The sequence below is a fragment of the Sorangium sp. So ce321 genome (assembly GCF_051530195.1).
Classification (GTDB): domain Bacteria; phylum Myxococcota_A; class Polyangia; order Polyangiales; family Polyangiaceae; genus Sorangium.
Window position 1 is genome coordinate 3,365,485 of sequence record NZ_CP150329.1, and the last position, 24,540, is coordinate 3,390,024.

Annotated in this window: 22 protein-coding genes and 1 pseudogene; 7 read left to right on the plus strand and 16 right to left on the minus strand. The window is 70.2% G+C overall.

Going from position 1 to position 24,540, the window contains the following annotated elements:
* The first annotated feature begins 20 nt into the window (after positions 1 to 20).
* Positions 21 to 1,151 (plus strand): substrate-binding domain-containing protein, encoded by a 1,131-nt coding sequence (locus tag WME89_RS13095; RefSeq protein WP_438009515.1) that lies wholly within the window; start codon positions 21 to 23, stop codon positions 1,149 to 1,151.
* 28 nt (positions 1,152 to 1,179) lie between these two features.
* Here WME89_RS13095 and WME89_RS13100 read toward each other — a convergent pair.
* The 11 genes and pseudogenes from WME89_RS13100 to WME89_RS13150 all read right to left on the minus strand — a co-directional run.
* Positions 1,180 to 1,296, minus strand: a pseudogene (locus WME89_RS13100) (DUF6886 family protein); the annotation flags it as partial.
* A gap of 179 nt (positions 1,297 to 1,475) precedes the next feature.
* Positions 1,476 to 2,306: an EI24 domain-containing protein gene (locus WME89_RS13105; protein ID WP_438009516.1), complete on the minus strand. Its 831-nt coding sequence runs from the start codon at positions 2,304 to 2,306 to the stop codon at positions 1,476 to 1,478.
* 194 nt (positions 2,307 to 2,500) lie between these two features.
* Positions 2,501 to 2,794: a hypothetical protein gene (locus tag WME89_RS13110; protein WP_438009517.1), complete on the minus strand. Its 294-nt coding sequence runs from the start codon at positions 2,792 to 2,794 to the stop codon at positions 2,501 to 2,503.
* A gap of 21 nt (positions 2,795 to 2,815) precedes the next feature.
* Positions 2,816 to 4,744 carry a sensor histidine kinase gene (locus WME89_RS13115; RefSeq protein WP_438009518.1) on the minus strand — a complete coding sequence of 643 codons (1,929 nt, stop codon included), beginning with the start codon at positions 4,742 to 4,744 and terminating at the stop codon, positions 2,816 to 2,818.
* Positions 4,745 to 4,907: 163 nt separating this feature from the next.
* The gene (locus WME89_RS13120; protein WP_438011927.1) at positions 4,908 to 5,927 is read right to left on the minus strand and encodes an HTTM domain-containing protein; all 1,020 of its coding nucleotides are present in this window, start codon (positions 5,925 to 5,927) and stop codon (positions 4,908 to 4,910) included.
* Positions 5,927 to 6,478, minus strand: coding sequence for a hypothetical protein (locus tag WME89_RS13125; protein ID WP_438009519.1), 552 nt, complete (start codon positions 6,476 to 6,478; stop codon positions 5,927 to 5,929). Before WME89_RS13125 ends, WME89_RS13120 begins: the two co-directional genes overlap by 1 nt.
* Positions 6,479 to 6,582: 104 nt before the next feature.
* The gene (locus WME89_RS13130; protein ID WP_438009520.1) at positions 6,583 to 6,990 is read right to left on the minus strand and encodes a hypothetical protein; all 408 of its coding nucleotides are present in this window, start codon (positions 6,988 to 6,990) and stop codon (positions 6,583 to 6,585) included.
* A 260-nt stretch (positions 6,991 to 7,250) separates the two neighbouring features.
* A complete protein-coding gene (locus WME89_RS13135) occupies positions 7,251 to 7,460 on the minus strand; it encodes a hypothetical protein (RefSeq protein WP_438009521.1) in 210 nt (69 codons plus the stop codon).
* The gene (locus WME89_RS13140; RefSeq protein ID WP_438009522.1) at positions 7,457 to 8,620 is read right to left on the minus strand and encodes a pyridoxal phosphate-dependent aminotransferase; all 1,164 of its coding nucleotides are present in this window, start codon (positions 8,618 to 8,620) and stop codon (positions 7,457 to 7,459) included. The genes WME89_RS13135 and WME89_RS13140 overlap by 4 nt, the downstream gene beginning before the upstream one ends.
* 38 nt (positions 8,621 to 8,658) lie before the next feature.
* Complete coding sequence (locus WME89_RS13145; protein ID WP_438009523.1) at positions 8,659 to 10,713, minus strand: sodium-translocating pyrophosphatase; 2,055 nt, start codon at positions 10,711 to 10,713, stop codon at positions 8,659 to 8,661.
* A 452-nt stretch (positions 10,714 to 11,165) separates the two neighbouring features.
* Positions 11,166 to 11,867 carry a histidine phosphatase family protein gene (locus WME89_RS13150; protein WP_438009524.1) on the minus strand — a complete coding sequence of 234 codons (702 nt, stop codon included), beginning with the start codon at positions 11,865 to 11,867 and terminating at the stop codon, positions 11,166 to 11,168.
* 5 nt (positions 11,868 to 11,872) lie between these two features.
* Here WME89_RS13150 and WME89_RS13155 point away from each other — a divergent pair, with 5 nt between their 5' ends.
* From WME89_RS13155 to WME89_RS13170, 4 genes are all read left to right on the plus strand, one after another.
* On the plus strand, positions 11,873 to 12,298 hold the full coding sequence (locus WME89_RS13155) for a DUF4419 domain-containing protein (RefSeq protein WP_438011928.1): 426 nt from the start codon (positions 11,873 to 11,875) through the stop codon (positions 12,296 to 12,298).
* Positions 12,299 to 12,321: 23 nt separating this feature from the next.
* On the plus strand, positions 12,322 to 12,981 hold the full coding sequence (locus tag WME89_RS13160) for a MarR family winged helix-turn-helix transcriptional regulator (protein WP_438009525.1): 660 nt from the start codon (positions 12,322 to 12,324) through the stop codon (positions 12,979 to 12,981).
* A gap of 224 nt (positions 12,982 to 13,205) precedes the next feature.
* Positions 13,206 to 13,793: a protoglobin domain-containing protein gene (locus WME89_RS13165; RefSeq protein ID WP_437667206.1), complete on the plus strand. Its 588-nt coding sequence runs from the start codon at positions 13,206 to 13,208 to the stop codon at positions 13,791 to 13,793.
* A gap of 667 nt (positions 13,794 to 14,460) precedes the next feature.
* Entirely contained in the window at positions 14,461 to 16,155 is a 1,695-nt protein-coding gene (locus WME89_RS13170; protein WP_438009526.1) for a hypothetical protein, read from the plus strand.
* Positions 16,156 to 16,334: 179 nt separating this feature from the next.
* On the opposite strand, the gene WME89_RS13175 is transcribed toward WME89_RS13170, so the two are convergent.
* The 3 genes from WME89_RS13175 to WME89_RS13185 all read right to left on the minus strand — a co-directional run bounded on the left by WME89_RS13175 (position 16,335) and on the right by WME89_RS13185 (position 19,950).
* Positions 16,335 to 17,162, minus strand: coding sequence for a BPTI/Kunitz domain-containing protein (locus WME89_RS13175; protein ID WP_438009527.1), 828 nt, complete (start codon positions 17,160 to 17,162; stop codon positions 16,335 to 16,337).
* A gap of 290 nt (positions 17,163 to 17,452) precedes the next feature.
* The gene (locus WME89_RS13180) at positions 17,453 to 18,472 is read right to left on the minus strand and encodes an AraC family transcriptional regulator (protein WP_438009528.1); all 1,020 of its coding nucleotides are present in this window, start codon (positions 18,470 to 18,472) and stop codon (positions 17,453 to 17,455) included.
* Between the two features lie 161 nt (positions 18,473 to 18,633).
* Entirely contained in the window at positions 18,634 to 19,950 is a 1,317-nt protein-coding gene (locus tag WME89_RS13185; protein ID WP_438009529.1) for a hypothetical protein, read from the minus strand.
* 340 nt (positions 19,951 to 20,290) lie between these two features.
* Here WME89_RS13185 and WME89_RS13190 point away from each other — a divergent pair, with 340 nt between their 5' ends.
* A complete protein-coding gene (locus WME89_RS13190) occupies positions 20,291 to 21,607 on the plus strand; it encodes an L-fuconate dehydratase (RefSeq protein ID WP_438009530.1) in 1,317 nt (438 codons plus the stop codon).
* A gap of 357 nt (positions 21,608 to 21,964) precedes the next feature.
* Positions 21,965 to 22,291 carry a hypothetical protein gene (locus WME89_RS13195; RefSeq protein ID WP_438009531.1) on the plus strand — a complete coding sequence of 109 codons (327 nt, stop codon included), beginning with the start codon at positions 21,965 to 21,967 and terminating at the stop codon, positions 22,289 to 22,291.
* A 33-nt stretch (positions 22,292 to 22,324) separates the two neighbouring features.
* On the opposite strand, the gene WME89_RS13200 is transcribed toward WME89_RS13195, so the two are convergent.
* Both WME89_RS13200 and WME89_RS13205 read right to left on the minus strand, forming a co-directional pair.
* Positions 22,325 to 22,777 (minus strand): GNAT family N-acetyltransferase, encoded by a 453-nt coding sequence (locus tag WME89_RS13200; RefSeq protein ID WP_438009532.1) that lies wholly within the window; start codon positions 22,775 to 22,777, stop codon positions 22,325 to 22,327.
* A gap of 62 nt (positions 22,778 to 22,839) precedes the next feature.
* Positions 22,840 to 23,571, minus strand: a complete 732-nt coding sequence (locus WME89_RS13205; RefSeq protein ID WP_438009533.1) for a glutathione S-transferase family protein — start codon at positions 23,569 to 23,571, stop codon at positions 22,840 to 22,842.
* Between the last annotated feature and the right edge of the window lie 969 nt (positions 23,572 to 24,540).

Below are 24,540 nucleotides of genomic sequence, written 5' to 3' on the forward strand. Positions count from 1 at the left end.
CGGAGCATGAGGGGGGTATCATGAACAGGATTGGACGACGCTGGGCGGCGGCCTTCGGGCTCGCGCTGATGACGGCGGCATGCGGATCGGCTGACACCACCGGCGAGGGCGAGCAAGCCTCGCCCATCCAGCGCGCGCCGACGCCCAGGAGCGAGTTCACCGCGAAGGAGGTCGAGGCGACGCTCGACGCGCTCGTCGACGAGATCAACGAGGGCGCGATCGAGCCCATGCAGATGGCGATCCTGCTGAAGGATCTCGGCGGGTTCTTCACGCCGATCACCACGGGGGCGAACCGAGCGATGGGCGAGCTCGGGGTCACGGGGAACGTGATCGGGCCCAGCGGACAGGGGAGCAATCAGCAGGAGAGGGCGGAGGCCCAGGGGGAGCAGATTGGACAGGCGGTGGCGGACGGCGCCGAAGGGATCGGTGTCTCGCCCTTCGGCGACGCCATCGCGGCCGGCATCGAGGAGGCCGTCAACGACGGGGTTCCTGTGGTGACGCTCGACACCGACGCGAAGGGCTCGAAGCGTTCCATCTATGTCGGAACCATCAGCGAGTTGGCCGGCGTCACGGCAGGAGAGACCCTGCTCGCGTTGCTGCCCCCGGCGCCGGGCACGGTGGTGATCCACGGCGCCGACGACCCGTCCTGGGTCGACGGGATGACTCGAATGCTCGGGGCCCGGCGCGTCCTCGAGAAAGCCAAATACACGGTCGTTGTGCGTCCGATCACCTGGTCCCCGCCGGGGGAGGTCGCTGACGTCGAAGCGATGAAGGCCCAGATCGAGACCGCGGACCCGCCCGTCGTGGGGTTGCTCGGCCTGCACAGCGTCTCGTACCGGTGCGCGATGGCCACGGAGGCCGCGGGCGCGACGGAGCTCCCCGTCGTCGCCTTCGACTTCGAGCCGAAGACCGTCGAGCTCATGCGCCGGGGGCTCATCAAGGCGACGCACACCCAGCGGCAGTATTACGCGGGGTACCTCGTGCCCTACATCCTCTACGGCATCAAGATCATCGGCCTCGACGCGACCAGGGCGATCCTCGCCCCTCGGATGGTCGACGAGAGCCGGCTCGACGTCGGCCTCGACGTGGTCCCGTGGGACAAGGTCGAAGAGTACAACGCCTTCCTCGACTCGATCGGCGTGACGCAGTAGCGGTGCCGTAGCTTGAGTTGGCCATGACACGCAGCTGGATCCCAGCGTCTTTGTGCAGCTCCATGAGATCGCCGACGGGGTCCGGAGGGCCCAACGGCTCGACGGTTTCCGTCGCGGTAAAAGCATGCGGCACAGGGGAGCCGGAGAGCTGGCGGAAGCTCGAGCCTCGAGCACTGCGTCCGCACGGGCCAGCCTGCGTTCAAGAAGGACGACCCGAACGCCGCCACGGCCAAAGGGAGGGCGCGTGTGTGTTCTACCTCGAAGGCAAGGTAGCGATCTGAAACCCATCACGCGCACGATCCTGGGCGCGCCGCCCGCCCGAGCTCAGCGCGGCGGTCGCTTCGTGGTCTCCCACCGCTCCAGTGTAACGACGAGTCGAGCCGCCCCGAGGATGCCGGCCGGGAGCACGATGAGCAGCGAGCAAGGCAAGAACGAGAGCAGCGCGAGGCCGAAGCCGAAGCCCATCACCGCGGCGAGGTTCCGGCGCACGAAATCGATCCGTGCCGCCACGGGCACGCCGCGGATCGACAGCGGGGAGTCGCAGAGGTCCCAGGCCCCCGCGAGCGCGGTCACCGCGAGCTGAAGCGGGATCACGACGACGCTCGCCGGCGCGAAGAGGAAACCGACGACGCCGAGGACGATGACGATCGGGAGCGTGAAGGCGAGCGCCACGAGCGACGACTGCAGCGCGCGCCACATGTCGGCGAAGAAGCCGATCTCCGGCCACACGGGCGCCCCGAGGTCGGCCTCGGCCCTGCGCACCATCCGCTCCAGCGCGGGCCCCGAGAGCGGCTTCGCGAGCCCGAACGAGATGGCGAGGGCGGCCACGAGCACCACCGCGAGCGAGAGGATCCGCAGCACGACCATGAGCACGGTCCAGAGCACCCCCGTCCCCGGCTCCTTCACGATCGACTCGACGAGAGAGGGCGCGAGCCTCACGCCGCCGATAGCGAGCACGACCGTGAGCACGAGCGCGATGCCCGTGGGGACGAGCGCGAGCGGCCAGAGGTCCGGCGTGCGAAAGAGGTAACCGTAGCCGCCCAGCATGGCCTTGAGGCCCGCGCCGAAGCCGGGGCGTTCGAGCGGCACGAGCCCCGCGGGCGGGCGCTGCGCGGGCGCGGGGGGAGAGCCGGGGGGAGCAGCGTGGGTGATCATTCGGCTTCGAACGTCTCAGCGGTCGGGCATCCGGTCAATGCCTTTCGCGCGCCAGCATGGCGGCGATCATCCATGACCGCGGGCGGAGGGGCATTGGGCTTCGGGGGCGGCACGGACACCTTCGTGGCGCAGTGGGACACGACCGGAACGCACGTCGCCAGCGCTCGCTACGTCCATGGCCAGTAGGAGTCCGGTCAATCCATCGCAGTGGACGGCGCTGACAACACGGTGCTCATGGGGTGTTCAACAGCGGCATCGGCTTCGGTGGAACGCCGCTGGAGAACCAGAGCGACGATGCGGGCAACTTCGGCGTCGACGACCACGTCGCGGTGGTCCTTGTTCGCGCTCAGATACTTGCGTACGAGCTCGGCGAGCGGGCGCCTCTCGGGACCGGCCACCTCGAGGGTGCCGCTGATGGGCGCCCCGAGCGTGACATCGGCCAGGGCCGCGGCGACGTCCTCGGACGCGATCGGCTGCACGACGATCACGCCCGGGGCTCCAGGACGCGCCTACGTCGTCGTCCCGTTGAACGCCGGCGCTCGTGCTGCGTCATCTTCCCCGACCTCGGGAGGCAGCGGCAGCCGGACGGACACGGTCGTGCCCGCGCCGTTCTCGCTCTCGACCAGGATCTCGCCGCCGTGCGCCGCGACGATCAGCTTGCAGACGTGGAGCCCGACGCCGAGCCCGCCGTGCGCGTCCGGTTTCCATCGGAATGGCTCGAAGAGCCTCTCCCGCTGCTCCGGCGTGATCCCGACGCCGCGGTCGTGGACCGAGATCACCGCGAAGCTGGCGTGCACGCTGACCGACAGCGTGATGGGCTGTCCAACCCCGTGCCGCGACGCGTTGGACAGCAGGTTCGTGATGACCTGCCCGATGCGCGCCTCGTCCCAGTAGCCGAATACAGGCCGGTCGAGCCGGAGCTCCAGGGAACACCCGTCGGCTTCGAGCTGCGCCGCGACCTGCCGAGCGGTCCTGCGCACGAGCTCGTTGAGCTCTGCGACCTCCAGGGTAAGCGCCGGCGGACCGGTCGCGAAGCTCGCGATGACGAACATGTTGTCGATGACCTGCGTTATCCGGGCGAGCTCACGCGAGGATATCTTCAGGAAGCGCTCGATCTCCCTCGCGCCCATCTTCTGCACGAGAGATGGAGAACGCGGTCGCAGCATGTGCTCGTACAGGAGCCGAAGGCTCGTCAGCGGGGTACGCAGCTCGTGAGAGGCGAACCGCAGGAACTCCTCACGAAGCCGGACGGCGTCCTTGAGCTCCGCCTCCGCGCAGTCGAGCCGACGGACACGCTCATCGAGCTCCTTGCGCAGACGCTGCTCACGCACCACGCCGTCCGCCAGGTCCGACGCGCGCCGATGCAAGAGGGTCGTCATCGTGAGGGTGGTGAGCAGTATCAGGGCGCAGGCGACGAGGACCACGCGGCGCGTCGTATCGTACAGGCTGTATGCATGGACCTTGTCGACCTCGGACGCGAGGCCGAGGTCGAGCTCCGGATCCCACAGCCATGAGCCGACGACCTCCACACCGCGATAATCGCGGTATCCATCGACATCCACCCCGGCGTTCTTCGCGATGGCGCTGGCCGCCATACGGGTGAGCGGCTGCTCCGCTCGCGGCAAGGTGCGCCGGAAACCCTCGGGGATCTCGCCTCCGGGATCGCGCACCTCCACGTTGAGGCTCGTTCGCTCGCCGGCCGCCAGGAGACCCAGGTCGCGCAAGCTCTGAGCGAACCTGAGCTCCGTGACGATGCGACCGCGCTTGTCGAAAGCGTAGGTCTCCCCTCCTGGTCCGATCTGCCCCTGCTGAGCGATCTCCGCGAACTCCCTCCCAGGATCGATGCGGAAGACGAGCGCCGCGATGATCTCCCCTCCCTCGGCCATGGCGCGCACCGGCGCCGCGACGAGGAGCATGGGGACGATCTTGCCAGGGACGGGAGACCACAGGGGAAAGGGCGTGCCGATGACGATGGATCCGCGCATCGCCGCGGCGATGGTGTCTGGATCGTGCGCGCTCAGGATGGTGGTACCGATGAAATCGTCGCGATCGGACGCGATGTGGGTACCATCCCTCGCGAGGACGTCGAAGCCGAGGCATCCGGTCGGCTGAACGACGTTATCCAGCTCGAACCGCAGCTCATGGAGGAGCGGGCTGTCGTGGAGCGACATCTTCTCACGGCGTTGCTCGAGCTGTGCGGCGACCGCTCGCCGTACGCTCGGCTTGCTCGCCCAGAACCCCGTGGTGGCCTTCGCCTGCCGCGCCCACGTCAAGAGCCCTTCACGGGCCGTCGAGAGCACCGCCTGCAGGGCCGACGTGACGTTCTTGCGATGGATGGCTCGGATCTCATGAAAGCTCAAGAGCAGGACGAGGCCCATCGGCACCAGCACCGCGAGGGGCATCCAATCGAACCAGTCTCTCTTTCGCTTCCCATTCATGGCAGAGGTGGTCCACAGCCCGGGCAGCCGAGCCTCACGAGCCATGCCACCGGGGGTGTACCCGTGTTGCACGCCCGCCCGCTCGGCTGGCCCCCGTTGCCCCGGGCCCGCACGGCTCGGTCGTCGGGCACGGGCACGCGATCGCCCGCGCCGCGCCGACCCGTCAGGATCGCGGCCCGGTGAGCGCGCGGGAGCTCGTCGTCGTGCAGGACGACGGGCACGTCGAGCCCGTGCGCGAGCGCCTCCGCGACGGCGCCGGGGCGCGGGCGTCCGCCGGCACGCCGAAGGCGGCGAGGGTGAATACCGGCATGATGGCGCCGAACACGCCGAGCCCCATGAACGCTGCGATCCCGAGGTGCAGGAGGGCCGTGGCCACGATGATGGCGCGCCGGGTGAGCCGCGGCCAGATCAGGAATGCGTACCCGATCTCCACGCCGAGCACCGCCCACCCCGCGGCCTGCGCGATCCACGGATGCCACGCCAACCAGGAGAGATCGAGCTGGCGGTACTCCGGGAGCATGACCGAGCGCCAGATCGCCTCGCCGTTCCACCACGACGTGCCCGACGCCTTTTCCAGCCCGCTGGCGAGGTACGCGATGCAGAGGTGCAGCTGGATGACGCGCAGGCCGAGCCGCGCGGCCGGCGTCGGCTCGGCGGCCGCGCGGCTCGGGTCGCGCATCCATCGATCGATGGACAGCGCGGCGCCCGACGGGATCCAGACGAGATAGAAGAGAAAGATGTTGGCGAAGAGATCCGCTCCGTAAACGGTGGCGTCCGCCGTCACCATCAGCATCCTGTGGGTGATCCACGCGCTCAGGGCAGAGGCCCTCGTCCGGAACCCGCAGAGCAGCGAGACGAGGGAGAGCACGTAGACGGCGCCGGTGCATGCGAGGAGCGATGTCTCGCGGACCCCGAAAGGGCCGAGGCGCTCGGCCAGCCAGCCGATTCCCGGCAGATCGATCTGGGCGAAGGCCTCCCGCAGCGGGCCCTGGAGGATGCCTGCTGGACCGTAGAGCTCGAAGAGGGCGGGAGCGACGAGCGCCGCCTGGACGAGGAGCACGGTCGCGAGCCCGATGCGGAGCGCCGCGAGGGGCTCCGCGGACGCAGGGGCGAGCGCGAAGCGCTCGATGAGCGAGGCGACGCGGGAGAGCCCCGCTCTGCAGGACAGCCCGCGCGGCCCCATCACGGCGCACCGCCGTTTCTCTGCCGGGCGGCCGGAACCCTGGACTGCGGGACGACCTTCGCCTGATAGAGCAGGTCCCACGCCGGCCGGCGGCCCTCGCGGTACTGCTGCATCGAGGGCAGATCGCAGGTCTCCAGCCGGACGACCACGCTCTTGGCCCCCGGGTGCCTCGCGAACAGCTTACCCGCCCACGAGGCGACGAGCGAGCGCCGCAGCGCCTCGTCCTCCGCCTGCAAGAACAGCGAGAGGATGCTCCTGACGCGGAGATCCGCCTCCTGGTTGGCTCCGGACTCCAGCACCTCGGCGTGGGCCGCGCCGTTCGCGTCCGTGACCTGGAACCTGGCCCAGGGCAGCGCGCTGACCGCGGGAGCGAAGAAGTTGTAGCCGCTACCGGCGCCGGAGAGCGCGCCATGATAGGCGATCACCCCGCCGAGTCCCCCCGCCTTCTGCGGATCGACGTGGAGCGCCCCGAGGACGACGCAGCCGAGGTGGACTGCGGCGGCGGCCACGATGAAGACGGTGCGCCCACGACTTCGTGCTCTTCCAACCATGAGGATCCCTTCCGACTTCACGCGCCTTCAGGCCCTGCGCTGCCGCGCGGCGCCGAGGCGCCGGGGCTGGGCCGCGGCGCCTCGGCGCTGCGAGCAGCGCGCCATCACCGATCGTCGGGGAGGTTCACCGCAGGCGTGGGGATGTCCCCTCCCGGAGCTGCATCAACCTCCGAGGAGAGCGAGCGCCACGGCCGATACCACCCGTAGGGCCGGAAGCCCGGCCGATAGCCGTACGGCCGGTAGCCGTAAGCGCTGTACGGCCGGTAGCCATAAAGGCCGTACGGCCGGTAGCCGTAAGCGCTGTACGGCCGGTAGCCATAAAGGCCGTACGGCCGGTAAGCGCGATATGGGACCACGACGACCCGGGAGGCGTCGAGCTCCGGGCTCGCCGTCTCCTCGACGATCACGAGATCCTGGATCGGCGTTGTGGTCTCCGCTGCAGCGAACTGCGTCGTGCCGAGGGCGATGCTGGACAGCGCCAGCGCGCCAAGAGCTCTCACCAGCTTCATCATGGACTCCTTTTCAATGCGAGCGGCTCGATGGGTGACACCCCATCCAGGCTGCGGCCATGATGATGCAAGCGTGAGGCCCGTTCGCGGCGTATCGACGGCGCTCCGCGCCGCGGCGTCGACTCCCGACAACCCCGGCTCCGCGCAGGGAGCCCCGGCCGACGGAGGCTCGAGTGTGCAAGCGGCGGTCAGCGCCTGGCGCTCGAGGCTCCGGTGCGCACGATCGCGCGTGTCGGGCTCGCGGCGACCGCGCCCCGCTCGGCTCAGCGCGCTATCAGGACATCTGACAGGTCATCGACGACCCTGCGGGCGTCGCCGACCTCGAGGTCGACGAGCACGGTGATAGAAGCGTCGCTGTCGACCGCGGAATAGGACGAGGACGTGAATCCCCAGATATCGCCGTCATGTCCGTACTGGGCGCCGAGCTGGGATTCACGGCGCCCGCGGTGCCGGCCGCCGGCGGATGCGGTCACCGCGCGCGCTGCCAGGCGACGATCCGCGTCACCGCCTCGTCGACCTGCTCGACCGGGGCCGCGAAGGACAGCCGGACGTACCGCGCGCCGCCTGCGCCATCGAAGTCCGTGCCCGGCGTGAGCGCCACGCCCGTGTCGGCGAGCAGCCGCTCGCACCACGCGACTGAGTCGTCCGTGCCGACGTCGGCATACAGGTAGAAGGCGCCGTCGGGCGGGGCGACCTTCCAGCCGAGCTCGGGCAGCCGCCGCAGCAGCAGGTCGCGCGCGGCCGCATAGCCCTCCACCAGCCGGTCCGCCTCGGCGTACGCCTCCGGCGTCAGGGCCGCGAGCGCCGCGTGCTGCGCCAGGGCGGGCGGGCACAGCGCGAGGTTCCCCGCCAGCGCGTCGACCGGCGGGACGAGGTCCGGCGGGAGCACGAGCCACCCCAGGCGCCAGCCCGTCATGGCCCAGTACTTCGAGAAGCTCGAGACGACGATGGCGCCGGCGTCGCCGTGGCGCGCCGCCGTCGCCTGGCGCCCGGCCCACGCGCCGTACGCGAGGCCGTGATAGATCTCGTCGCTCACCAGCCGGACCTCATGCGCCGCGCACCAGCGCGCCAGCGCGTCGAGCTCCGCGGCGTCGACCATCGTCCCCGTCGGGTTCGCCGGGCTCGCCAGGATCAGGCCGTCGAGCTTTCCGCCGTCGTGCGCGGCCATGAGCTGCGCCGTCGTCGGCTGGAAGCGGCTCTCCGGGCCGCAAGGCAGCTCGACCACGTCCACCCCGAGGGAGCGGAGGATGTTCCGGTACGCCGGGTAGCCCGGGCGAGCGAGCGCCACGCGGTCGCCCGGCTCGAACGCCGCGAGGAACGCGAGCAGGAACCCGCCCGACGACCCGGTGGTGAGCGCGACGCGCGACGGGTCGAGGTCCACGCCGTACCAGCGGCCGTAGTGCTCCGCGAGCGCGCGGCGCAGCGCCGAGATGCCGAGCGCCTCGGTGTACCCGAGGTCGCCGTCCGCGAGGAGCGCGGCCGCCCGCGCGCGCACGACGGCGGGCGCCCCCGAGCCCGGCTGGCCCGCGCACAGGCTGATGACCGGCTCGCCCGCCGCGCGCCGCGCGTTGGCGGCGGCGAGCACCTCCATGACCGCGAACGGCGGCACCTGCGAGCGGCGGCTGATCCTCATCCGGCCATCCTCCTGTCACGCCGACACGACACGTCCGCTCAGGCGATGAGCGGGGCGATGAGGAGCGACACGACGCCCATCACCTTGATGAGGATCGAGATGCCGGGGCCCGACGTGTCCTTGAAGGGGTCGCCGACGGTGTCGCCGACGACGGCGGCCTTGTGGGCGTCGGAGCCCTTCGCGTGGCCGTCGAGGCCGCCCTTCTCGATGTGCTTCTTGGCGTTGTCCCAGGCGCCGCCGCCGTTCGCCATCATCAGCGAGAGCACCGCGCCGACGACGAGCGCGCCGGCCAGCGTGCCCGCGAGGACCTCGGGGCCGGCCACGAAGCCGACGAAGACCGGCGCGAGCACCGCGATCGCGCCGGGCGCGATCATCTCGCGGATGGCGGCCGACGTGGCGATGTCGACGATGACCTTCGGCTGCGGCTCGACGCCCGGCTTGCCCTCGAGCAGGCCGGGGATCTCGCGGAACTGACGGCGGATCTCCTCGACGATCGCGCCGGCCGCGCGGCCGACCGCGGTCATCGTGAGCGAGCCGACGAGGCAGGGGAGGAGGGCGCCGAAGAGGAGCCCCATGAGGACCTTTGCGTCGGTCAGGTAGAGCACGAGCTCCGGGAGGCCCTTCGCGCGACGGACCGCGTCGACCTCCATGTTGAAGGCGGCGAACAGCGCGACGACGGTGAGCACCGCCGAGCCGATCGCGAAGCCCTTGCCGACGGCCGCGGTGGTGTTGCCGACCGCGTCGAGCTCGTCGGTGATGTCGCGGACCTCCTTGCCGAGGCCGGCCATCTCGGAGATGCCGCCGCCGTTGTCGGCGATCGGGCCGTACGCGTCGACGGTCATGACGATCGCGGTGCCCGCGAGCATGCCGACCGCGGCGAGCGCGATGCCATAGAGGCCGAGGTAGTGGTTCGAGATCCAGCCCACGGCGCAGAGGGTCATGAGGGGGATCGCGACGCTCTCGAGGCCGACCGCGATGCCGCGGATGACGTTGGTGCCGGGGCCGGTGAGCGAGCTCTGGGCCACCTTGTGGATGGGGCCCATCGACGTGTAGTAGTCGGTCACGAGGCCGACGATGCCGCCGCCCGCCGCGCCGGCCGCGAGGGTGATGACGGCGCCGGAGCTGAAGCCGAGCCCCGGGAGGATACCGGCCGCCGCGAGCACGACCAGGAACGGCGGGACGATGAGCGCGAGGCGCAGCACCCGGGCCGGCGGCAGGTTCTTGAGCGTGCGCGTGATCAGGATGCCGACGACCGAGACCGCGAGGCCGATCGTCGCGAGGAGCAGCGGCAGCGACACGGCCATCGCGCGGAGCGCCTGCTCGCTCGCCGACGGCGCGAGCTGCTGCAGCTTCGCGATCGGCATCGTGAGGCCGAGCGCGATCGCGGCGACGACCGCGGCCACGTAGCTCTCGTAGATGTCGGCGCCCATGCCCGCGATGTCGCCGACGTTGTCGCCGACGTTGTCGGCGATGACGCCCGGGTTGCGGGGGTCGTCCTCGGGGATGTTCGCCTCGACCTTGCCGACGATGTCGGCGCCGACGTCGGCGGCCTTCGTGTAGATGCCGCCGCCGATGCGGGCGAAGAGCGCGATCGAGCTCGCCCCGACGGCGAACGAGTGGACGATGGTCGCGAGGTGCTCGTCGTTGCGGAACAGGGCGTAGATGCCGCCCAGACCGATGAGGCCGAGCCCCGCGACGCAGAGACCCATGACGGCGCCGCCGTCGAGCGCGGTGACGAGCGCGGTGGGCTTGCCGTGCGCGCGAGCGGCCTCGGCGGTGCGGACGTTGGCGTACGTCGCGGCCTTCATGCCGAAGAAGCCGGCGATGAGCGACAGGAACGCGCCGGTAACGAAGGCGCCCGCGGCGAGGAGCCCGAGCGTCGCGGCCAGGAGCGCGAAGACGACGGCGGCGTAGACGGCGAGCACCTTGTACTCGCGCGCGAGGAAGGCCATCGCCCCCTCGCGGACGTGGCGCGCGATGCGCGCCATCGTCTCGTTGCCTTCAGGGGCCTTCTTGACACGCACATAGAAGGTGCGTGCGACCATGAGCGCGACGGCGCCCGTCAAGAGTGACTGATAAGACAATGCATCCACGGGTGATGGTCCTCTCGCTCGCCCCCGGCCGGAGCGAGCGCCGGCTCACTCTTCCGTCCATGACGGCGATTCAAGCGCAAAAATCGCGGTGCCACGGTTCGCGGGGCAGCCCGGGTGAAACTGGGAGCTGACGTCCGGGGAACGTGGCGTCCGCAACGTCGGTCCTGCTGGTTCTCGCACCTGCCGACCGTGACCGTGATATCGGAATATTACACACTAGAACGACGCGCACGACGCGCACGACGCGCACGACGCGCACGAGCTCGTCGACGAGCCGCGCAGGAGGGTGATCAAACGGCGCGTCTTCGAGGACCTGCGAGCCCGAGCACCGTGATGCCGGGCGGCGCGCTTCCCGGCGTCGCAGCAATGCGCGCCATCAGGCAAGCCCCCGACCGCTCCTGGACGGCGGCTGCGGCCGCTGCCCCGATGTCCTGCGCGGCAACCAGGGCCAGCTACTGCCCGCGCGCCTTGCCGCCGGCCGGCGCGTCCCACCATTTCGAGAGCCGGTTCGACGGGATGCCCGGGATCTCGGCCGCCGTGGTCGCGTAGTGCGAGGTGTCGTTGAACAGGGTGAGGCGCGGCCGCGTGGGGTCCTTGAAATCGAGGATGTTCAGCGCCGCGGGGCTCTGGTCGAGGCGGTCGCGGTACGTGCGCGGATCGAAGCCGAGCAGGGCGCTGATGAGCAGCCGGATCGTGGCCTTGTGCGAGACGACGAGCACGTGGGCGCCGCCGTGCGCCGCGACGATCTCGAGCAGCGCCGGCAGGGCGCGCGCCGTCACGCAGAGGCCGGTCTCTCCCCCCGCCGGGGCGAACGTGTACGGGTCGTGCTCCCACTTGCCGTATTCGTCGGGATACTGCGCCTCGACCTCGGCGCGCGTGAGCTGCTCCCAACGGCCGTGCGAGATCTCCCGGAACGCCTCGCGGTGGTGCACCTCGCGCCCGTGAGGCCCCGCGACGATCCGCGCGGTCTCGACGGTGCGGCTCATCGGGCTCGCGTACACGGCCTCGATAGGCTGGCTCGCGAGCCGCGCGGCGAGCTTGCCGGCCTGCTCGCGCCCCTCGTCGGACAGGGCCACGTCGGTCTCGCCGGCGAACCGATCCTCCGCCGTGAGCACGGTGGCCCCGTGGCGTACGAGAAACACCCGCGTCGTCATCGCGCCTGGCCCGGGAGCCGCCGCCCGGAGGCGCTGCCCCTTCCCGATACGATCGGCCTGCTCATCCAGGGTATCGTCGCCGCCGGGGGGTATCGGGTCAAGCCGCGGATCGTCATGGGCGACGCTTGATTCCTTCCGGGATCTCGGCAGCGCCGTTCCGGTGGCGTTCCATGGGATCGGAGCTCGACATGGCGTTCCTCGCCGGTGTCGTCGGGATAGCTCGGGACGACGATGGGCTCGCACTGCGCCCTGCGATCGGCTGGGCGGTGCGGGAGGCAGGGCAACCCCACATGGCTGAACTGGCCGCTCGCGTCGGGGATGCCCTGCGCCTCGATGGCGGCGTGAGCGCCTCCCGGGTCGAGGCGTGCGCGGGCCACGGCCTGCGGGGTCGCCGTTCGAGCGCCGGGCAGAGCTGCTGCTTGACAACTTAGGAGTCCTAAGTTACTCCTTGGCCATGAGCTCGAAGAGCCTGCCTTACTTCGACGAGAACACCGAGCCGCTCTCGTCGCGCATCGCCACGGGCCTGCACAAGATCGGGCTCGCGATGAAGCAGCAGGCATGGCAGCAGGCGAACGAGGAGGGGCTGTCCGCCACGCAAGGGCAGATCCTCGCGGCGCTCGTGGCGCACGGCCCGCTCACGGGCTCGGAGCTGGGTGAGCGCCTCGGCGTCACCTTGCCGACGATCAGCGACTCCGTGCGCGTGCTCGTCGAGAAGAAGCTCCTCACGAAGTCCCCGGATCCGCGTCATCCTCGCGCGAGCCTGCTCACGCCGAGCGAGAAGGGGGCGACGCTCGGCGCACGGGCGCGCTCGTGGCCGGAGTTCATGGCGACCGCGTTGAACGATCTCGCGCCGGACGAGCAGCGAGCGTTCTTCTCGGGCGTGGTGAAGATGATCCGTACCCTGCAAGAGCAGGGGCTCGTCCCGGTGAGCGGCATGTGCGTGACGTGCACGCACTTCCGCCCGAACGTCCGTGAAGGAGCGTCGCCGCACCACTGCGCCTTCGTGGACGCGCCGCTCGCGAACGAGCAGCTTCGGCTCGACTGCCCTGAGCACGAGCGCGCGGCCGAGACGGCTCGAAGAGATCTCTGGGAGCAGTTCACGCGACGCGTCTGAGCGAACTCTTCTAGCGAGACCTGATCGCGAGTCTCCGCGGCCATGTCGGCCGACGGTGAGAGCGGAGCTTTGCTCCGAGACGGACCGAATCACGAGTTTCCGCGGCCATGTCGGCCGACGGTGAGAGCGGAGCTTTGCTCCGAGACGGACCGAATCACGAGTTTCCGCGGCCATGTCGGCCGACGGCGAGAGCGGAGCTTTGCTCCGAGAAGGAGACGACCATCATGAGCAGCATCCCCGGCTACACCCATGGCACCTCGGCGGTCGCGACGTCCCCTGTGACGCTCGCCGACTTCGAACGGATGAAGGCGAGCGTCCTCTTCGGCGAGGAGGACGTGAAGTACTTGCGCACGTCGCACGACGTCGTGAAGGACCACGTCGAGGCGATCCTGGACGTCTGGTACGGCTTCGTCGGGAGCCAGCCGCACCTCCTGGCCTCGTTCTCCGCCAGGTCGGACGGCAAGCCGCTCGGCGACTACCTCGGCGCCGTGCGCAAGCGCTTCGGTCAATGGATCCTCGACACCGCGCGCGCGCAGTACGACCAGAGCTGGCTCGATTACCAGCATGAGATCGGCCTTCGACACCATCGCTCCAAGAAGAACGCGACCGATGGTGCGCCGTCGACCGCGATCGTCCCGTTCCGCGACCTGTTCGCGCTCGTCTTTCCCGTGACGTTCACCCTTCGGCCCTTCCTCGCGAAGCAGGGGCATCCGGCCGGGGACGTGGAAAAGATGTATGCCGCCTGGGTCAAGTCGTGTCTCCTGCAGATGACGCTGTGGAGCCACCCCTATGTGAAGGAGGGTGACTTTTAAGTAGCCTCGGGATGAAGGGGGGGGCATCGCGACGAAGTCTGTGGACCAGCCTGGGAAGGCAGGCCCTATCGATGCACCGAAGGAGACGCGTCCACTCCACAGCCTGAGGGAGGGCAACCGCGCGCGGTGAGACGTTGAGAACGGCGCGCGCCCTCGGACGGTTGACAAGTAAATAGTCTTAATTTACAGATCTTCGATGCGGGCACCTTCACCCACGACCTGCGGGATATGCCGCGCATGAGCAGGACAACGGCGCTCGGTCCGAGGATCGACCCGGGAGCGTCGGCTCGTCCATCGTCCATCGAATGAAATCGATGAGATTGGCAGACCTAGCTTCAGAGGTACTCATGAGCTACCGGGCCCAGATCAACATCCGCCGAGCCTCGTCGATCGTGATGGTGCTGCTGCTCTCCGCGTGCAGCACAGAGCTGGGAGACGGACCGTGGGCGGGCGCGGCGGGCGGACCGACCCGCGTGACGGACGAAGCAGCGGCCACTCCTGCGCGCCCCGGGCCGCGTTCCCCGGCGCCGGCCGCGTCTCGGTCAGATCGCGCCGAGCAGCTCCCGTGGAATCGTCAAACCGCGCAGCCTCGAGCGAGGCTCCAGTGAGCACCACGGCTCCGGACCAAGGACGAGCAGCCGCACGGGCACAGGAGCGCCGCTGGTCCATGGCCTGGTGCCTCGCGAGCATCATCGTCGCCGTGGCGCTCTGCTCCCTGCTCCGCTGGGGCGCTTCGGACTACTCCCTCGCCATCGACATCACGAAAGGCGCGATCGCTGTCTCGGCTGTCCTGTGCCTCCTCCACGAGGCTCACCGCGCGCGTCAGCGCCGGCCGGTCGCAGAGCGATGGAAGAAGCGTGTCGCCGCCGGGCTGTCGATCATGGCCGTCGTCGCGTACTTCGACGGCTTTCGCTTCGCTTACCCCTCGTTCTATCACCGCTGGGAGTACTATCACTACTACCTGGGGGCCAAGTACTTCCCCGAGATGGGCTACGATAACCTGTACAAGTGTACGGTCATCGCTCAGGACGAGATCGGGGTCGTCACCTATACGGACGACGTCACGGGGCAGCTGGTCACGCTCGACATGAGCGCCGAGGTGCGCCACCCGGACAGGAAGATCAGGAACATTGGAGCAGACAACCTCCTCGTCCACGCGTCCGGGGCCCTGGCCGCTCCGGAGGAGTGCAAGGCGCACTTCTCCTCCACGCGCTGGAGCGCCTTCAAGGCTGACGTGCGGTTCTTCCGCACGGCCTCGGAGAAGGGCTACTGGGAGGCGATGCAGCGGGACCACGGCTACAACCCGCCGCCGGTCTGGACCGTCATGGGGCGGATCCTCGCCGAGCTCCACCCGGCGACGAAGGGGTACATGCAGCTCCTGACCTGCTTCGACAGCGCCTATCTGATCGGCGTCTTCGCCGCCCTCTACTGGGCCTTCGGGTGGCGGGTGTGCGCGCTGGCCGCGATCTTCTGGGGGTGCCAGTCGCCGGCGCCGTTCTTCTGGACGGGCGGCGCATTCCTGCGGCATGACTGGCTCTTCTTCGTCGTCCTTTCGGCCTGCTTGGCGCGGAAGAGGTACCACAGGCTCGCTGGCGCGAGCATGGTCTACGCGGGGCTGCTTCGTATCTTCCCAGGCCTCGTCGTCATCGGGTGGCTCGCCGTCGCGGGGGTCTACATCTTCCGGCACAAGCGCATGGCTCGCTCGCACGTGCAGGTGCTCCTCGGCGGCGTCCTCGCCGCGGCCGCGCTGCTGACCGTGAGCGTCGGCGTTTCGGGCAGCGACTCCTATCGCCAGTTCTACGAGCACACGCTCCGCGTGCACGACCAGACCCCCGTGACGAACCACATGGGCCTCCGCGTCCTCGTGGCCCACAGGTTCGGGACGGGGGTCGAGTCCGGCAGGATGAAGTACACGATGGATACATCGCTGCTCGATCCATTCGAGACATGGAAGGAGATGCGCAGCGAACGCTACGCGAAGTACCGGCTCTTCGGCTACGCAGTCATCGCCGCGAGCCTCGGGTTCTTCGTCCATGTGTGCAGGCGAGTGCGCTCGCTCTGGGTGGCCGGGTGCCTGGGGCAGATATTCATCATTCTGCTGTCCCAGATCACCTGCTATTACTACACGTTCATGCTCTTGAGCGCCCCGCTCACCCGGCGGAAGCGGCAGCTCGAGATCCCCCTCCTCTGCCTCGCGGCGCTCAGCCAGGGGATCTGGAGGTGGACCTCCTGGAACGACGACAGGTACACGCTGCTCACCGCGGCGATGCTCGGGTTCTGTTACTTCCTGCTGTACGCCTTCGCGAGGGAGGTGCGCCGTGCGGATAGCCGTCAGGCGTCACGAGCGCTTGTCGCATCGTGATCAAGCCGCTCGAAGAGCGGGACGCGGCGTGAAGGACAAGCTTGTCCGCGCCGCGCACGAAGGCGCTGCTCCACACGCCTTGAGCGCTGTGTCCGGGCGCCCCGCTTCCGGCGGCGATCGCTCGACCCTGACCGCCCATCGCTCGCGTCCTTCCGGGATCGCGGCGACCTTCGCTGCCCTCAGGGCGTCTCGGAGGGCTGCGGCTTGCACCTGCCCTCCGAGCACACGGCGGTCATTCCTTCCGGATACACGGGCGCGCACGGAGGGCACGCGACGGGCTCTGCCGGGCAAACGAGGGCGCGGAGATCCGCGCTCTGGTTGAGGGCGACGATGCCTTTCCCGTCGCACGACTCGCAGCACCCGACGCCGTCGCGCAGGGCGCAGTCCGCGTCTTGCGTGCACTCCGTCAGCGGGGATTCGCGCACGTCGACGACGACGCAGCGCCCGCTCTCGCACGCGGCGGCGAAATACTGGGAGGTGCGCTCGGCCTCGCTGACGTCCGTGCACTGCGCGCACGGCGTCTCCCCGCACCCGCTGGCATTCCAGAAATCCGCCACCGCGTCGCGGTGGATGGCGACGAACGCGCTGGCGTCGACCGGGTCGCAGGACGCGCAGCAGCGCGGCGGCGCGAGGACGCAATCGCCCGGCGCCGCGCATGCATCCCTGTCCGGGGCGGTGCCCGGACAGGCCTCCTGGCACGCCGCGAGCGACTCGAAGCGGTTCTCGTTGCCATCGCATCCACCATAGGTGAACGGCACGCACTCGCCGGTGCTGCGGTCGTGCCAGTAGCTCGGGATCGCCGCGTCGCAGGGCCCGGGGTCCTGCGGCAGCGTACAGCGGTCCGGCAATTCGCCGCCGGTGCCGCTGCTCGCGACGGAGCCGCCGCCGCTGCCCGCGACGGAGCCGCCGCCGCCCGGGCCCCCGCCGCCAGAGCCGCCGTCGTTCCCCGCGCCGCCGCAGCCCGCCGCGAGCACGAGAGAGGTGAGCAAGACCGGACCGAGGGACAAGCGCCGATACATTCCAGAGACATTGCAATCGGTGCGCCGCCGGCCATCCGTGGATAAGGCAATCGATGGTAGGATATGCATCCGTGCTTGATGGCATGTCAGGTGGCGGTGTGCCAGGCGACACTGCACACCGTGACGACGCGCTCGAGGTGCGGCGCGCCCCTCATCGGCGCGCGGCCTGCGTCCTTGGGCCGCCGCGCTCGCCGAGCTCGACCAAGGGGCGCCGCGCTCCGCGCGCTCGACACGGACGCCGGGCTCCGGGGCTCAACCTTGTCGGGCGTCCCGCCTCGTCAACGCGGCAACGACGGGTCCACCTCCGGCGTGGCCCGGAGGCTCCCGCGCAGCGCGCGTGGCGCGCTGCCGAACCATCGCCGGCACGCGTGGCTGAACGCGGTCGTGTCCGAGAAGCCGAGCTGGAGCGCGACCTCGGTCACGCTGGCCGCCTCCCCCCGGAGCAAGCTGCCGGCGCGCTCGCGGCGCACCTCCTCGACGAGGCGGCGGAAGCTCGTCCCCTCGGCCTCGAGGCGCCGGCGCAAGGTCCGCTCCGTCGTGCCGAGGACGCGGGCCACGCACGGAAGCGACGGGATACCGCCGCCGGCGCTCGACAGCTCGCGGACGACCTCCTGCTGGACGGCGTCCACGAGCGACCGCGGCGCGAGCTGCGCCGACAGCCCCTTCGCGGATCCGCACAGGTACTCCCAGAGCGTACGGTTGGCCGAGGGGGGCACCGCGTCGAGGATCTCGCGGTGGAACGAGAGCCCGTCGTGCAGCGCGTCGAAGCGCACGGAGCAATCGAAGAACGCGCTGTGCCCGGCCCGGCGAGGCGGCGCCGAATGGCGGAAGGTCACCTCGACGGGCGTGACGTCGGGGCCGGCGAGCCGCCGCAGGCAGCCGAGGCCCTGCGCGACGGCCGTCTCGTTGGAGAGCCGGTGCCCGAGGGTGAGGGGCCGCATCCGGTACCACCGGAGATGGACACGTCTCGATGTCTCCGTCATCTCCCAACGACCCGAGTCGGTGAGCAGCGCGCCGAAACGAGCGATGGTGTCGAGCGCATCACGCACCGACGGCGCCGTCATCATCGCGAAGCCGAGCACGTGCAGATCCTCGATGGCCGCCGCTCGAGCCACCCGGAGCGGCAAAGATGGGTCATCGAGCGTCTGCCCCAGATACGTCCACAGGTCGACCAGGTGGTCGAACTCGACGCGTCGCCCGGGGTCCTCGGTGAGCGCCGGCGGCAGGCGCGCCGCGCGGCGGATGGCGTCGAGCCGCACGCCGTCCCGCAGCGCATGGTCCACGACTCGCTGGAGCACTCCCGCCACGACGGTCGGTCTGGGTCGCACCATGCGCCCGGCGCCAGCATGTAGCATGCCAGTGACGGGAGCGCCCCGCGGACGGCGATCCGTGCAGCGGCAGACTCCGTGGGCGCGTCAGGCATGACGCGGCGATCAGGAGCGTGTTGGTCCGTGCGGGCTCAGGGGCTCGTGAAGCCCACGATCCCGTGGCCGGCCACGACATAGGTCGTGTTCCTTGGGCCTGGCCCGGGGTTCGTCGCGCTCGCCACGCCCTCGCGCATGAACGCGGTCCGGATGCGTGTGATGGGGGACGCCTGGTGCGCCTCCTGGAGCAGCTTCATCACCTCGGCCGGGACCGTGATGGAGCCGTCCCCTGCCAGCGTGACGCACTGGACCTCGACCTGCTTGCCGACGGGGGGCGGCATCGCGGACGGCGGCGCCCCATCGACGCTGCCGTCGGTGCTGGTGAACCGCACGAGCGTCCCCTGCGCGGCGCCGCAGCTCCCGCCTTCCCCGCCGCAGCCCAGGGTCATCGGCGTGCCATCGAGCGGCACCGCGCCGAGCGCGGCCCGCGAGGCGTCGTCGAGCTGGAAGGCCTCCCCCGCCACGATGGGTCCTGCATCGGGGAACGTGAAGGCCATCTCGCCGCCGGGCTCGATGCCCACGGTGATCTCATCGCCGCTCTCGATGGGATCGTTCGGGTTGCCTGGGACGGGCCCTGCGCCGGCGAGCACGAGGTAGTCGGCGGCAAACGATTCCTCGGCCGCGCGCGGGTTGGCCACGACCACGGCCTCGCTCGACGTCACCGCCACGACGGGGAACGCCCCGTTGTTCCCGCCCGTCGCCGCGCCGCCCACACGCAGGTAGCGACCCACGTCGGCCGCGGAGAACTCCGCGCCACGGACCACGTACGACGCGGTGCCCATCTCCCCGGCTGTCACGCTCGCCTGGCCCGCTCCGCGGTGCGTCGGGCAGACGTAGCCATTGCCCTCGAAGCGGCAATCGACCGACCCTCCTTTGAGCCCGGCAATCGTGACGACGCCCTGATCGGTGAGCGGCGGCGGCGGATCGGTTTGCACGTCGTGGACCCAGGCCTTGCATCCAGCGATCTGGCCGGGCATTTCCTCGTAACGAGGGGGCTTCGCCGCGGTGAACAGGACCTGCACCGTGAGGCCGTGCCCCGCCTGAGGCGCACCGAGGATCGACACATCCTGGATGGAGATGATGCCGCTGTGCGTCGGAGCGAGGCCGTCGCCTGCGCCGCCATCGCCTTCCGGACCTCCGCAGCTGCCCGTGGCGTCACCGCCGCCCGCGGCGCCGCTGCCGTCCGCGGCGCCGCTGCCGCCCGAGCCCGTGCTGGCCGGCTCGCCGCCGCTCCCGTCGTGGTCGTCATCTCCCGCGTTGACGTGGCACCCCGCGACGGCGAGGGCCGCGGTGACGAGCACGGCGAGCTGATGGCTCCTCGTGCTGCTCGAGAGTCGAATTCCATGCATCATGAGATACCTCCAAGCATCGTGACGAAGCGCGTCGACCATCCCCGGGTCGACGCGTGAAAGGAGGTAAACATGCCGCCGTGGATCGCGCCTGGTCGCGCCGGCCACGAACCTGGTCGAAGCGGCCTCGCCTCGCCGACGCGGTGGTGAGCCGCGCGCGCCGCTCCGGCGCGCTGCTCCCCGCTCGAGCGCCCTGAGCCGGCGGGCGGAGCCAGGACAGCGCCGGCAGCTCACGGAGCCCGCGCATCCCGGAGGCGCCGGCCGGCGTGATCCGCTGGCCTCGGTCGGCATCGGACCCGCGAGGGCACGCGCGCTGTCCGGCGTGGCCACGAAGGGGGGATCCATGTCCGTCTGCATCACCGAGGTCATCGCCCGCGACATCCGCTTTCCGACCTCGCTGTCTCTCGCCGGCTCGGACGCCATGAACCGCAGACCGGACTATTCGGCGGCCTACGTCGTGCTCAGGACCGATGGCCCGGACCGGCTCGAAGGCCATGGCATGACGTTCACGATCGGCCGTGGCAACGAGCTCTGCGTGGCGGCGATCGAGGCGCTCCGCCCCTTGCTCGTGGGCAGGCGCGTCGACGCCATGACGGCCGACATGGGCGCGTTCTGGGACGAGATCACCGGCGACAGCCAGCTCCGCTGGGTCGGCCCGGAGAAAGGGATCATCCACCTGGCGACGGCGGCCGTCGTCAACGCCGCCTGGGATATGTGGGCGAAGATGGTGGGCAAACCACTCTGGAAGCTGCTCGTCGACATGACCCCGGAGGAGCTCGTCCGCTGCGTGAGCTTCCGTTACATCACGGATGTCCTCGGCCCCGAGGAGGCGCTCGAGATCCTCCGCCGGAGCGCGCCGACGCGCGGGGCGCGGGAAGAGGAGATGCGGGAGCGCGGCTTCCCCGCGTACACGACCTCGGCCGGCTGGATCGGGTACTCGGACGAGAAGCTGCGCCGCCTGTGCCGCGAGGGGCTCGCGCGCGGCTTCTCTCACTTCAAGATCAAGGTCGGCGCGAACATCGAGGACGACGTCCGCCGGGCGCAGATCGTCCGCGAGGAGATCGGGGCCGAGCGCAAGCTCATGATGGATGCAAACCAGGTATGGGACGTGGGCCAGGCCATCGCCAGCATGGGGCGCCTCGCCGCGTTCGACCCGTGGTGGATCGAGGAGCCGACGAGCCCCGACGACGTCCTCGGCCACGCCGCGATCGCGAGGGCGATCTCGCCGATCGGCGTGGCGACGGGGGAGCACACCCACAATCGCGTCATGTTCAAGCAGCTGTTCCAGTCGGGCGCCATCCGGTTCTGCCAGGTGGACGGCGCGCGGCTGGGCGGCGTCAACGAGGTGCTCGCCGTGCTGCTCATGGCGGCCAAATTCGGCGTCCCGGTCTGCCCTCACACCGGCGGCGTGGGCCTCTCGGAGTACATGCAGCATATCTCGCTCTTCGACTACATCTGCGTGAGCGCGTCGCTGGAGGATCGCCTCCTCGAGTACGTCGATCACCTCCACGCGCACTTCGTCGATCCGGTCGTGATCCAGGCAGGCCGCTACATGCCGCCCGGCGCGCCGGGGTACAGCATCACCATGCGACCCGAGTCGCTCGATCAGTTCGAGTTTCCGAGAGGCGCGGCGTGGGTGACAGAAGGGCATTCGCCTTGACCGCGCGAGCGGGTCGGCGGCCCTGAGGGGTAGAGCGCCCGAGGGGCGGCGGAGCGGCCAGCGCCTTCATCAGCTCCGCGCCGCCGGCGCCAGCCGGCTGTCCGCGGCGAGGCGCCATGGGACCGACCTCTGGCCGACGTTGGCCGGCCTCTGGCCGACGTTGGCCGGCCGCCTGAGGCGCGTGCGTCCCTCGGCCGACCTCCTCGGATCTGCCCCACCTGCACAGGCGATCGCGCGTTCACGCGTGTTCTCGCAGAAACCGGGGGCGCCTCGTGCCTCACCGCCGCGCCGGTCACCTGCTGAGGCGTGGCACATCGCGTGCCCATCAGTCCGCCGCACGACTGCAAGGAGAGAACGATGAGCCACTTACGCAAGTACGAGAAGCGCTACGAGCAGACGGGGCCGATCACCACCCCGGGCTCGGTTTACGACGAAAAAGGAAAAGTCTGCCTCGAGAACGCGCACAACATCGACGTGGACCTCATCGACAGGACCGCCTCCGTCTCCTTCGAGACCTCCGTCGCGCAGCGCGACGGAGTGACCGGCGACAGGTACATCATCAAGGTCACCGGCGGCCTCCAGTACAAGGGGACCCTGCAAGGGATCCACGGCCCCCTCGGGGATGGGCGCACGTACCGCTGGTGGCTCGACAACGTCAACCTCGACCACTCGAAGCTCAAGTGATGAGCGTCCGCGCCGCCAGCCGTCGAGGCACTCTCACGCTCCGGGTCCGTCGAGCGCCTTGAGGAGGACGAGCGTCCCCTCGTGGACCTCGAAGCCGTGCTTCCGATAGAACTCGACCGCGGGGGTCCCGCGCGTCGTGAGCAGGTAGACGGCCTGCACGCCGAGGGGCTCCAGGTCGCGGAGCAGCGCCTCGAGGAGGCAGGTGCCGACGCCCGCGCCCTGGCGCTCGGGCTCGACGCACATCTCTCGCAGGAAGTAATGGGGGCAGGAGATCCACTGCTCCAGGTTGCCCAGGGCAAAGCCGAGCACCCGCCCGTCCTCCTCGGCGACCACGCCGAGAAACCCCGGCGTATCATGGATCTCCCGGAGCTTGCGCGCGGCGGTCTCCATCGTCCAGCCGTCGGAGAGCGGCGGCGCGTTGAAGCAGCGGACGAAGACCTCGGTGAGGCCGGGGAGATCGTCAGCGCCAGCGCGTCGCGTGAACACCCGGCGAAGGTAGCCGAGGCGACCGGCGCCGAGAAGGCGCCCCGGGCGCGGCGGCCGCGCGCTCACGTCACGGGCGCTCCCTCAGGCGGGGGCGTCCAGTCCGCGTAATAGCGCTGGCGCATGCGCTCGCAGTAGGCGACGAGGTTCGGTTGCGCCGCGGCGTGCCGCTTCAACGGCGAATCGGCCGGGAACCGGAGCAGGCCGAGCACGAAGGCGTAGACGGTCGCGTCCACCGAGCTCGGCTCGGGGCCGAGCATGAAGGGCTGGTCGCCGAGCAGGGTGGCGAGGGCGCTGACGTCGGCCTTGCCGATCTCGTGGATCTCCTCGCGGCTGTGCCGGAAGGTGCCCTGGGCGCGCCCGGTCTTCAGCACGTCCCTGCGAATGAGGTTGAAGATGGGGCCGCCGATGACCGGCGGGAGCAACTTCAGGAAGGTGGGGCGGTAGGCGGCGAAGCCCTCGTCCTCGCCCCAGCGCGCGTAGACGAGGGCCCAGTAGGTACCCTCCTCGACCATGCGCCGGATGGCGTGACCCCGGGCGCGCGCCTCGGGCGTGAGGTGGGCGTCCAGCCTGTCGCCGTGGACGCGCTGGAGGTGCTCGATGATGAGCTGGGAGTCGCCGATCTTGCTGCCGTCGATGTCGACGTAGGGCATCTTGCCCTTGGGAGCGCCCCGCATCTCGGACGGGCGCACCTGGTAGGGCAGCCCGGCCATGCGCAGCCATGTCTCGAGCTTGACGCAGAAAGGGCTGATGTTGGGCGTGCCCCAGGCGGCGGGGCCCTGGTGGAGCGTGAGCATCGTGGGTCCTTGGTAGTGATGGTGGCGCCGCGAGCGCGCGGTCCGGCGAGCGCGGCAGTATACAGACCAGGAGAGCGGGAGGTCATCCAGAGCTCGTACGCGAGCGCCGTGTAACGAGCGTATCCGGCGCCCTGCGCCGCGTCGATCGCCTGATCGTACGCCGCGAGGACGCGATCGGTCTCCTCGCCGGCGAGGCGCGCCCGCTCCGCCGCGACGAGCAGGGCCATGTGGCGAAACTCCGGGCAGTCCCGCGCGATCGCGGCGAGCTTGTCGTGGCTCGAGGCGAGCAGCGCGGCGAGCTTGTCGCCCTCCTCCCGGCTCGCCCGGGGGCCGAGCGCCGTGATGGTGAGGCAGGTATAGAGCGGCAGATCGGCGATCGCGAAGTACTGACCGGCCCCGCCGGCGAGCCGCTCGTGCGCGCGGAGGGCCATCTCCAGCGCGCCCTCGTGATCCCCGTAAAGGAACGCGAGCGCGAGCTTGCTCGTGTAGTACCAGCAGGCGGGGGTCGCGAGCCCCGGCCCCTCCAGCGTCGGGGCGAACGCCTCCTCGTCGAAGCAGGCGTCGCTCAGCGAGGCGCGGCCGAAGGTCCGCCCCGCGAGGTTCTCGATGATCTGCCGCGCGACGGTCTGCATCGCCGTGCACACCGGATCCCGGGTGCGGCGGGCGAAGCGCAGGAACCGCTCGACCTCCTCACGAATGCCGGGGACGTCGTCCGCCAGGCTGAGCTTGATGACGGCGATGTGGCTGGACGCGAACCTCGCGAACAGGAAATCGCCCGTCTCCATCGCGGCGTCGAGGGCCCGCTGGTAGGCGTCGAGGGCCTCGCGGTGCGGCCTCGAGAGCATCATGGTGGCCGCGAAGAGGAACCAGGTCTTCGCCTTGAGCTCGGCGACGTTGTAACGGTCGTCCAGGGAGACGCCGGCCTGCGCGACCTCGTAGCCCTCGCGCACGCGGCCCAGGAACGCGGCC

What these genes read in the sequence shown, in the direction of transcription:
- WME89_RS13095 (WP_438009515.1), top strand. Translation starts at nt 21, where the DNA reads ATGAACAGGATTGGACGACGCTGGGCGGCGGCCTTCGGGCTCGCGCTG.
- WME89_RS13105 (WP_438009516.1), bottom strand. Translation starts at nt 2,306, where the DNA reads ATGATCACCCACGCTGCTCCCCCCGGCTCTCCCCCCGCGCCCGCGCAG.
- WME89_RS13115 (WP_438009518.1), bottom strand. Translation starts at nt 4,744, where the DNA reads ATGAATGGGAAGCGAAAGAGAGACTGGTTCGATTGGATGCCCCTCGCG.
- WME89_RS13120 (WP_438011927.1), bottom strand. Translation starts at nt 5,927, where the DNA reads ATGGGGCCGCGCGGGCTGTCCTGCAGAGCGGGGCTCTCCCGCGTCGCC.
- WME89_RS13125 (WP_438009519.1), bottom strand. Translation starts at nt 6,478, where the DNA reads ATGGTTGGAAGAGCACGAAGTCGTGGGCGCACCGTCTTCATCGTGGCC.
- WME89_RS13130 (WP_438009520.1), bottom strand. Translation starts at nt 6,990, where the DNA reads ATGATGAAGCTGGTGAGAGCTCTTGGCGCGCTGGCGCTGTCCAGCATC.
- WME89_RS13140 (WP_438009522.1), bottom strand. Translation starts at nt 8,620, where the DNA reads ATGAGGATCAGCCGCCGCTCGCAGGTGCCGCCGTTCGCGGTCATGGAG.
- WME89_RS13150 (WP_438009524.1), bottom strand. Translation starts at nt 11,867, where the DNA reads ATGACGACGCGGGTGTTTCTCGTACGCCACGGGGCCACCGTGCTCACG.
- WME89_RS13160 (WP_438009525.1), top strand. Translation starts at nt 12,322, where the DNA reads ATGAGCTCGAAGAGCCTGCCTTACTTCGACGAGAACACCGAGCCGCTC.
- WME89_RS13165 (WP_437667206.1), top strand. Translation starts at nt 13,206, where the DNA reads ATGAGCAGCATCCCCGGCTACACCCATGGCACCTCGGCGGTCGCGACG.
- WME89_RS13170 (WP_438009526.1), top strand. Translation starts at nt 14,461, where the DNA reads ATGGCCTGGTGCCTCGCGAGCATCATCGTCGCCGTGGCGCTCTGCTCC.
- WME89_RS13185 (WP_438009529.1), bottom strand. Translation starts at nt 19,950, where the DNA reads ATGATGCATGGAATTCGACTCTCGAGCAGCACGAGGAGCCATCAGCTC.
- WME89_RS13190 (WP_438009530.1), top strand. Translation starts at nt 20,291, where the DNA reads ATGTCCGTCTGCATCACCGAGGTCATCGCCCGCGACATCCGCTTTCCG.
- WME89_RS13195 (WP_438009531.1), top strand. Translation starts at nt 21,965, where the DNA reads ATGAGCCACTTACGCAAGTACGAGAAGCGCTACGAGCAGACGGGGCCG.
- WME89_RS13205 (WP_438009533.1), bottom strand. Translation starts at nt 23,571, where the DNA reads ATGCTCACGCTCCACCAGGGCCCCGCCGCCTGGGGCACGCCCAACATC.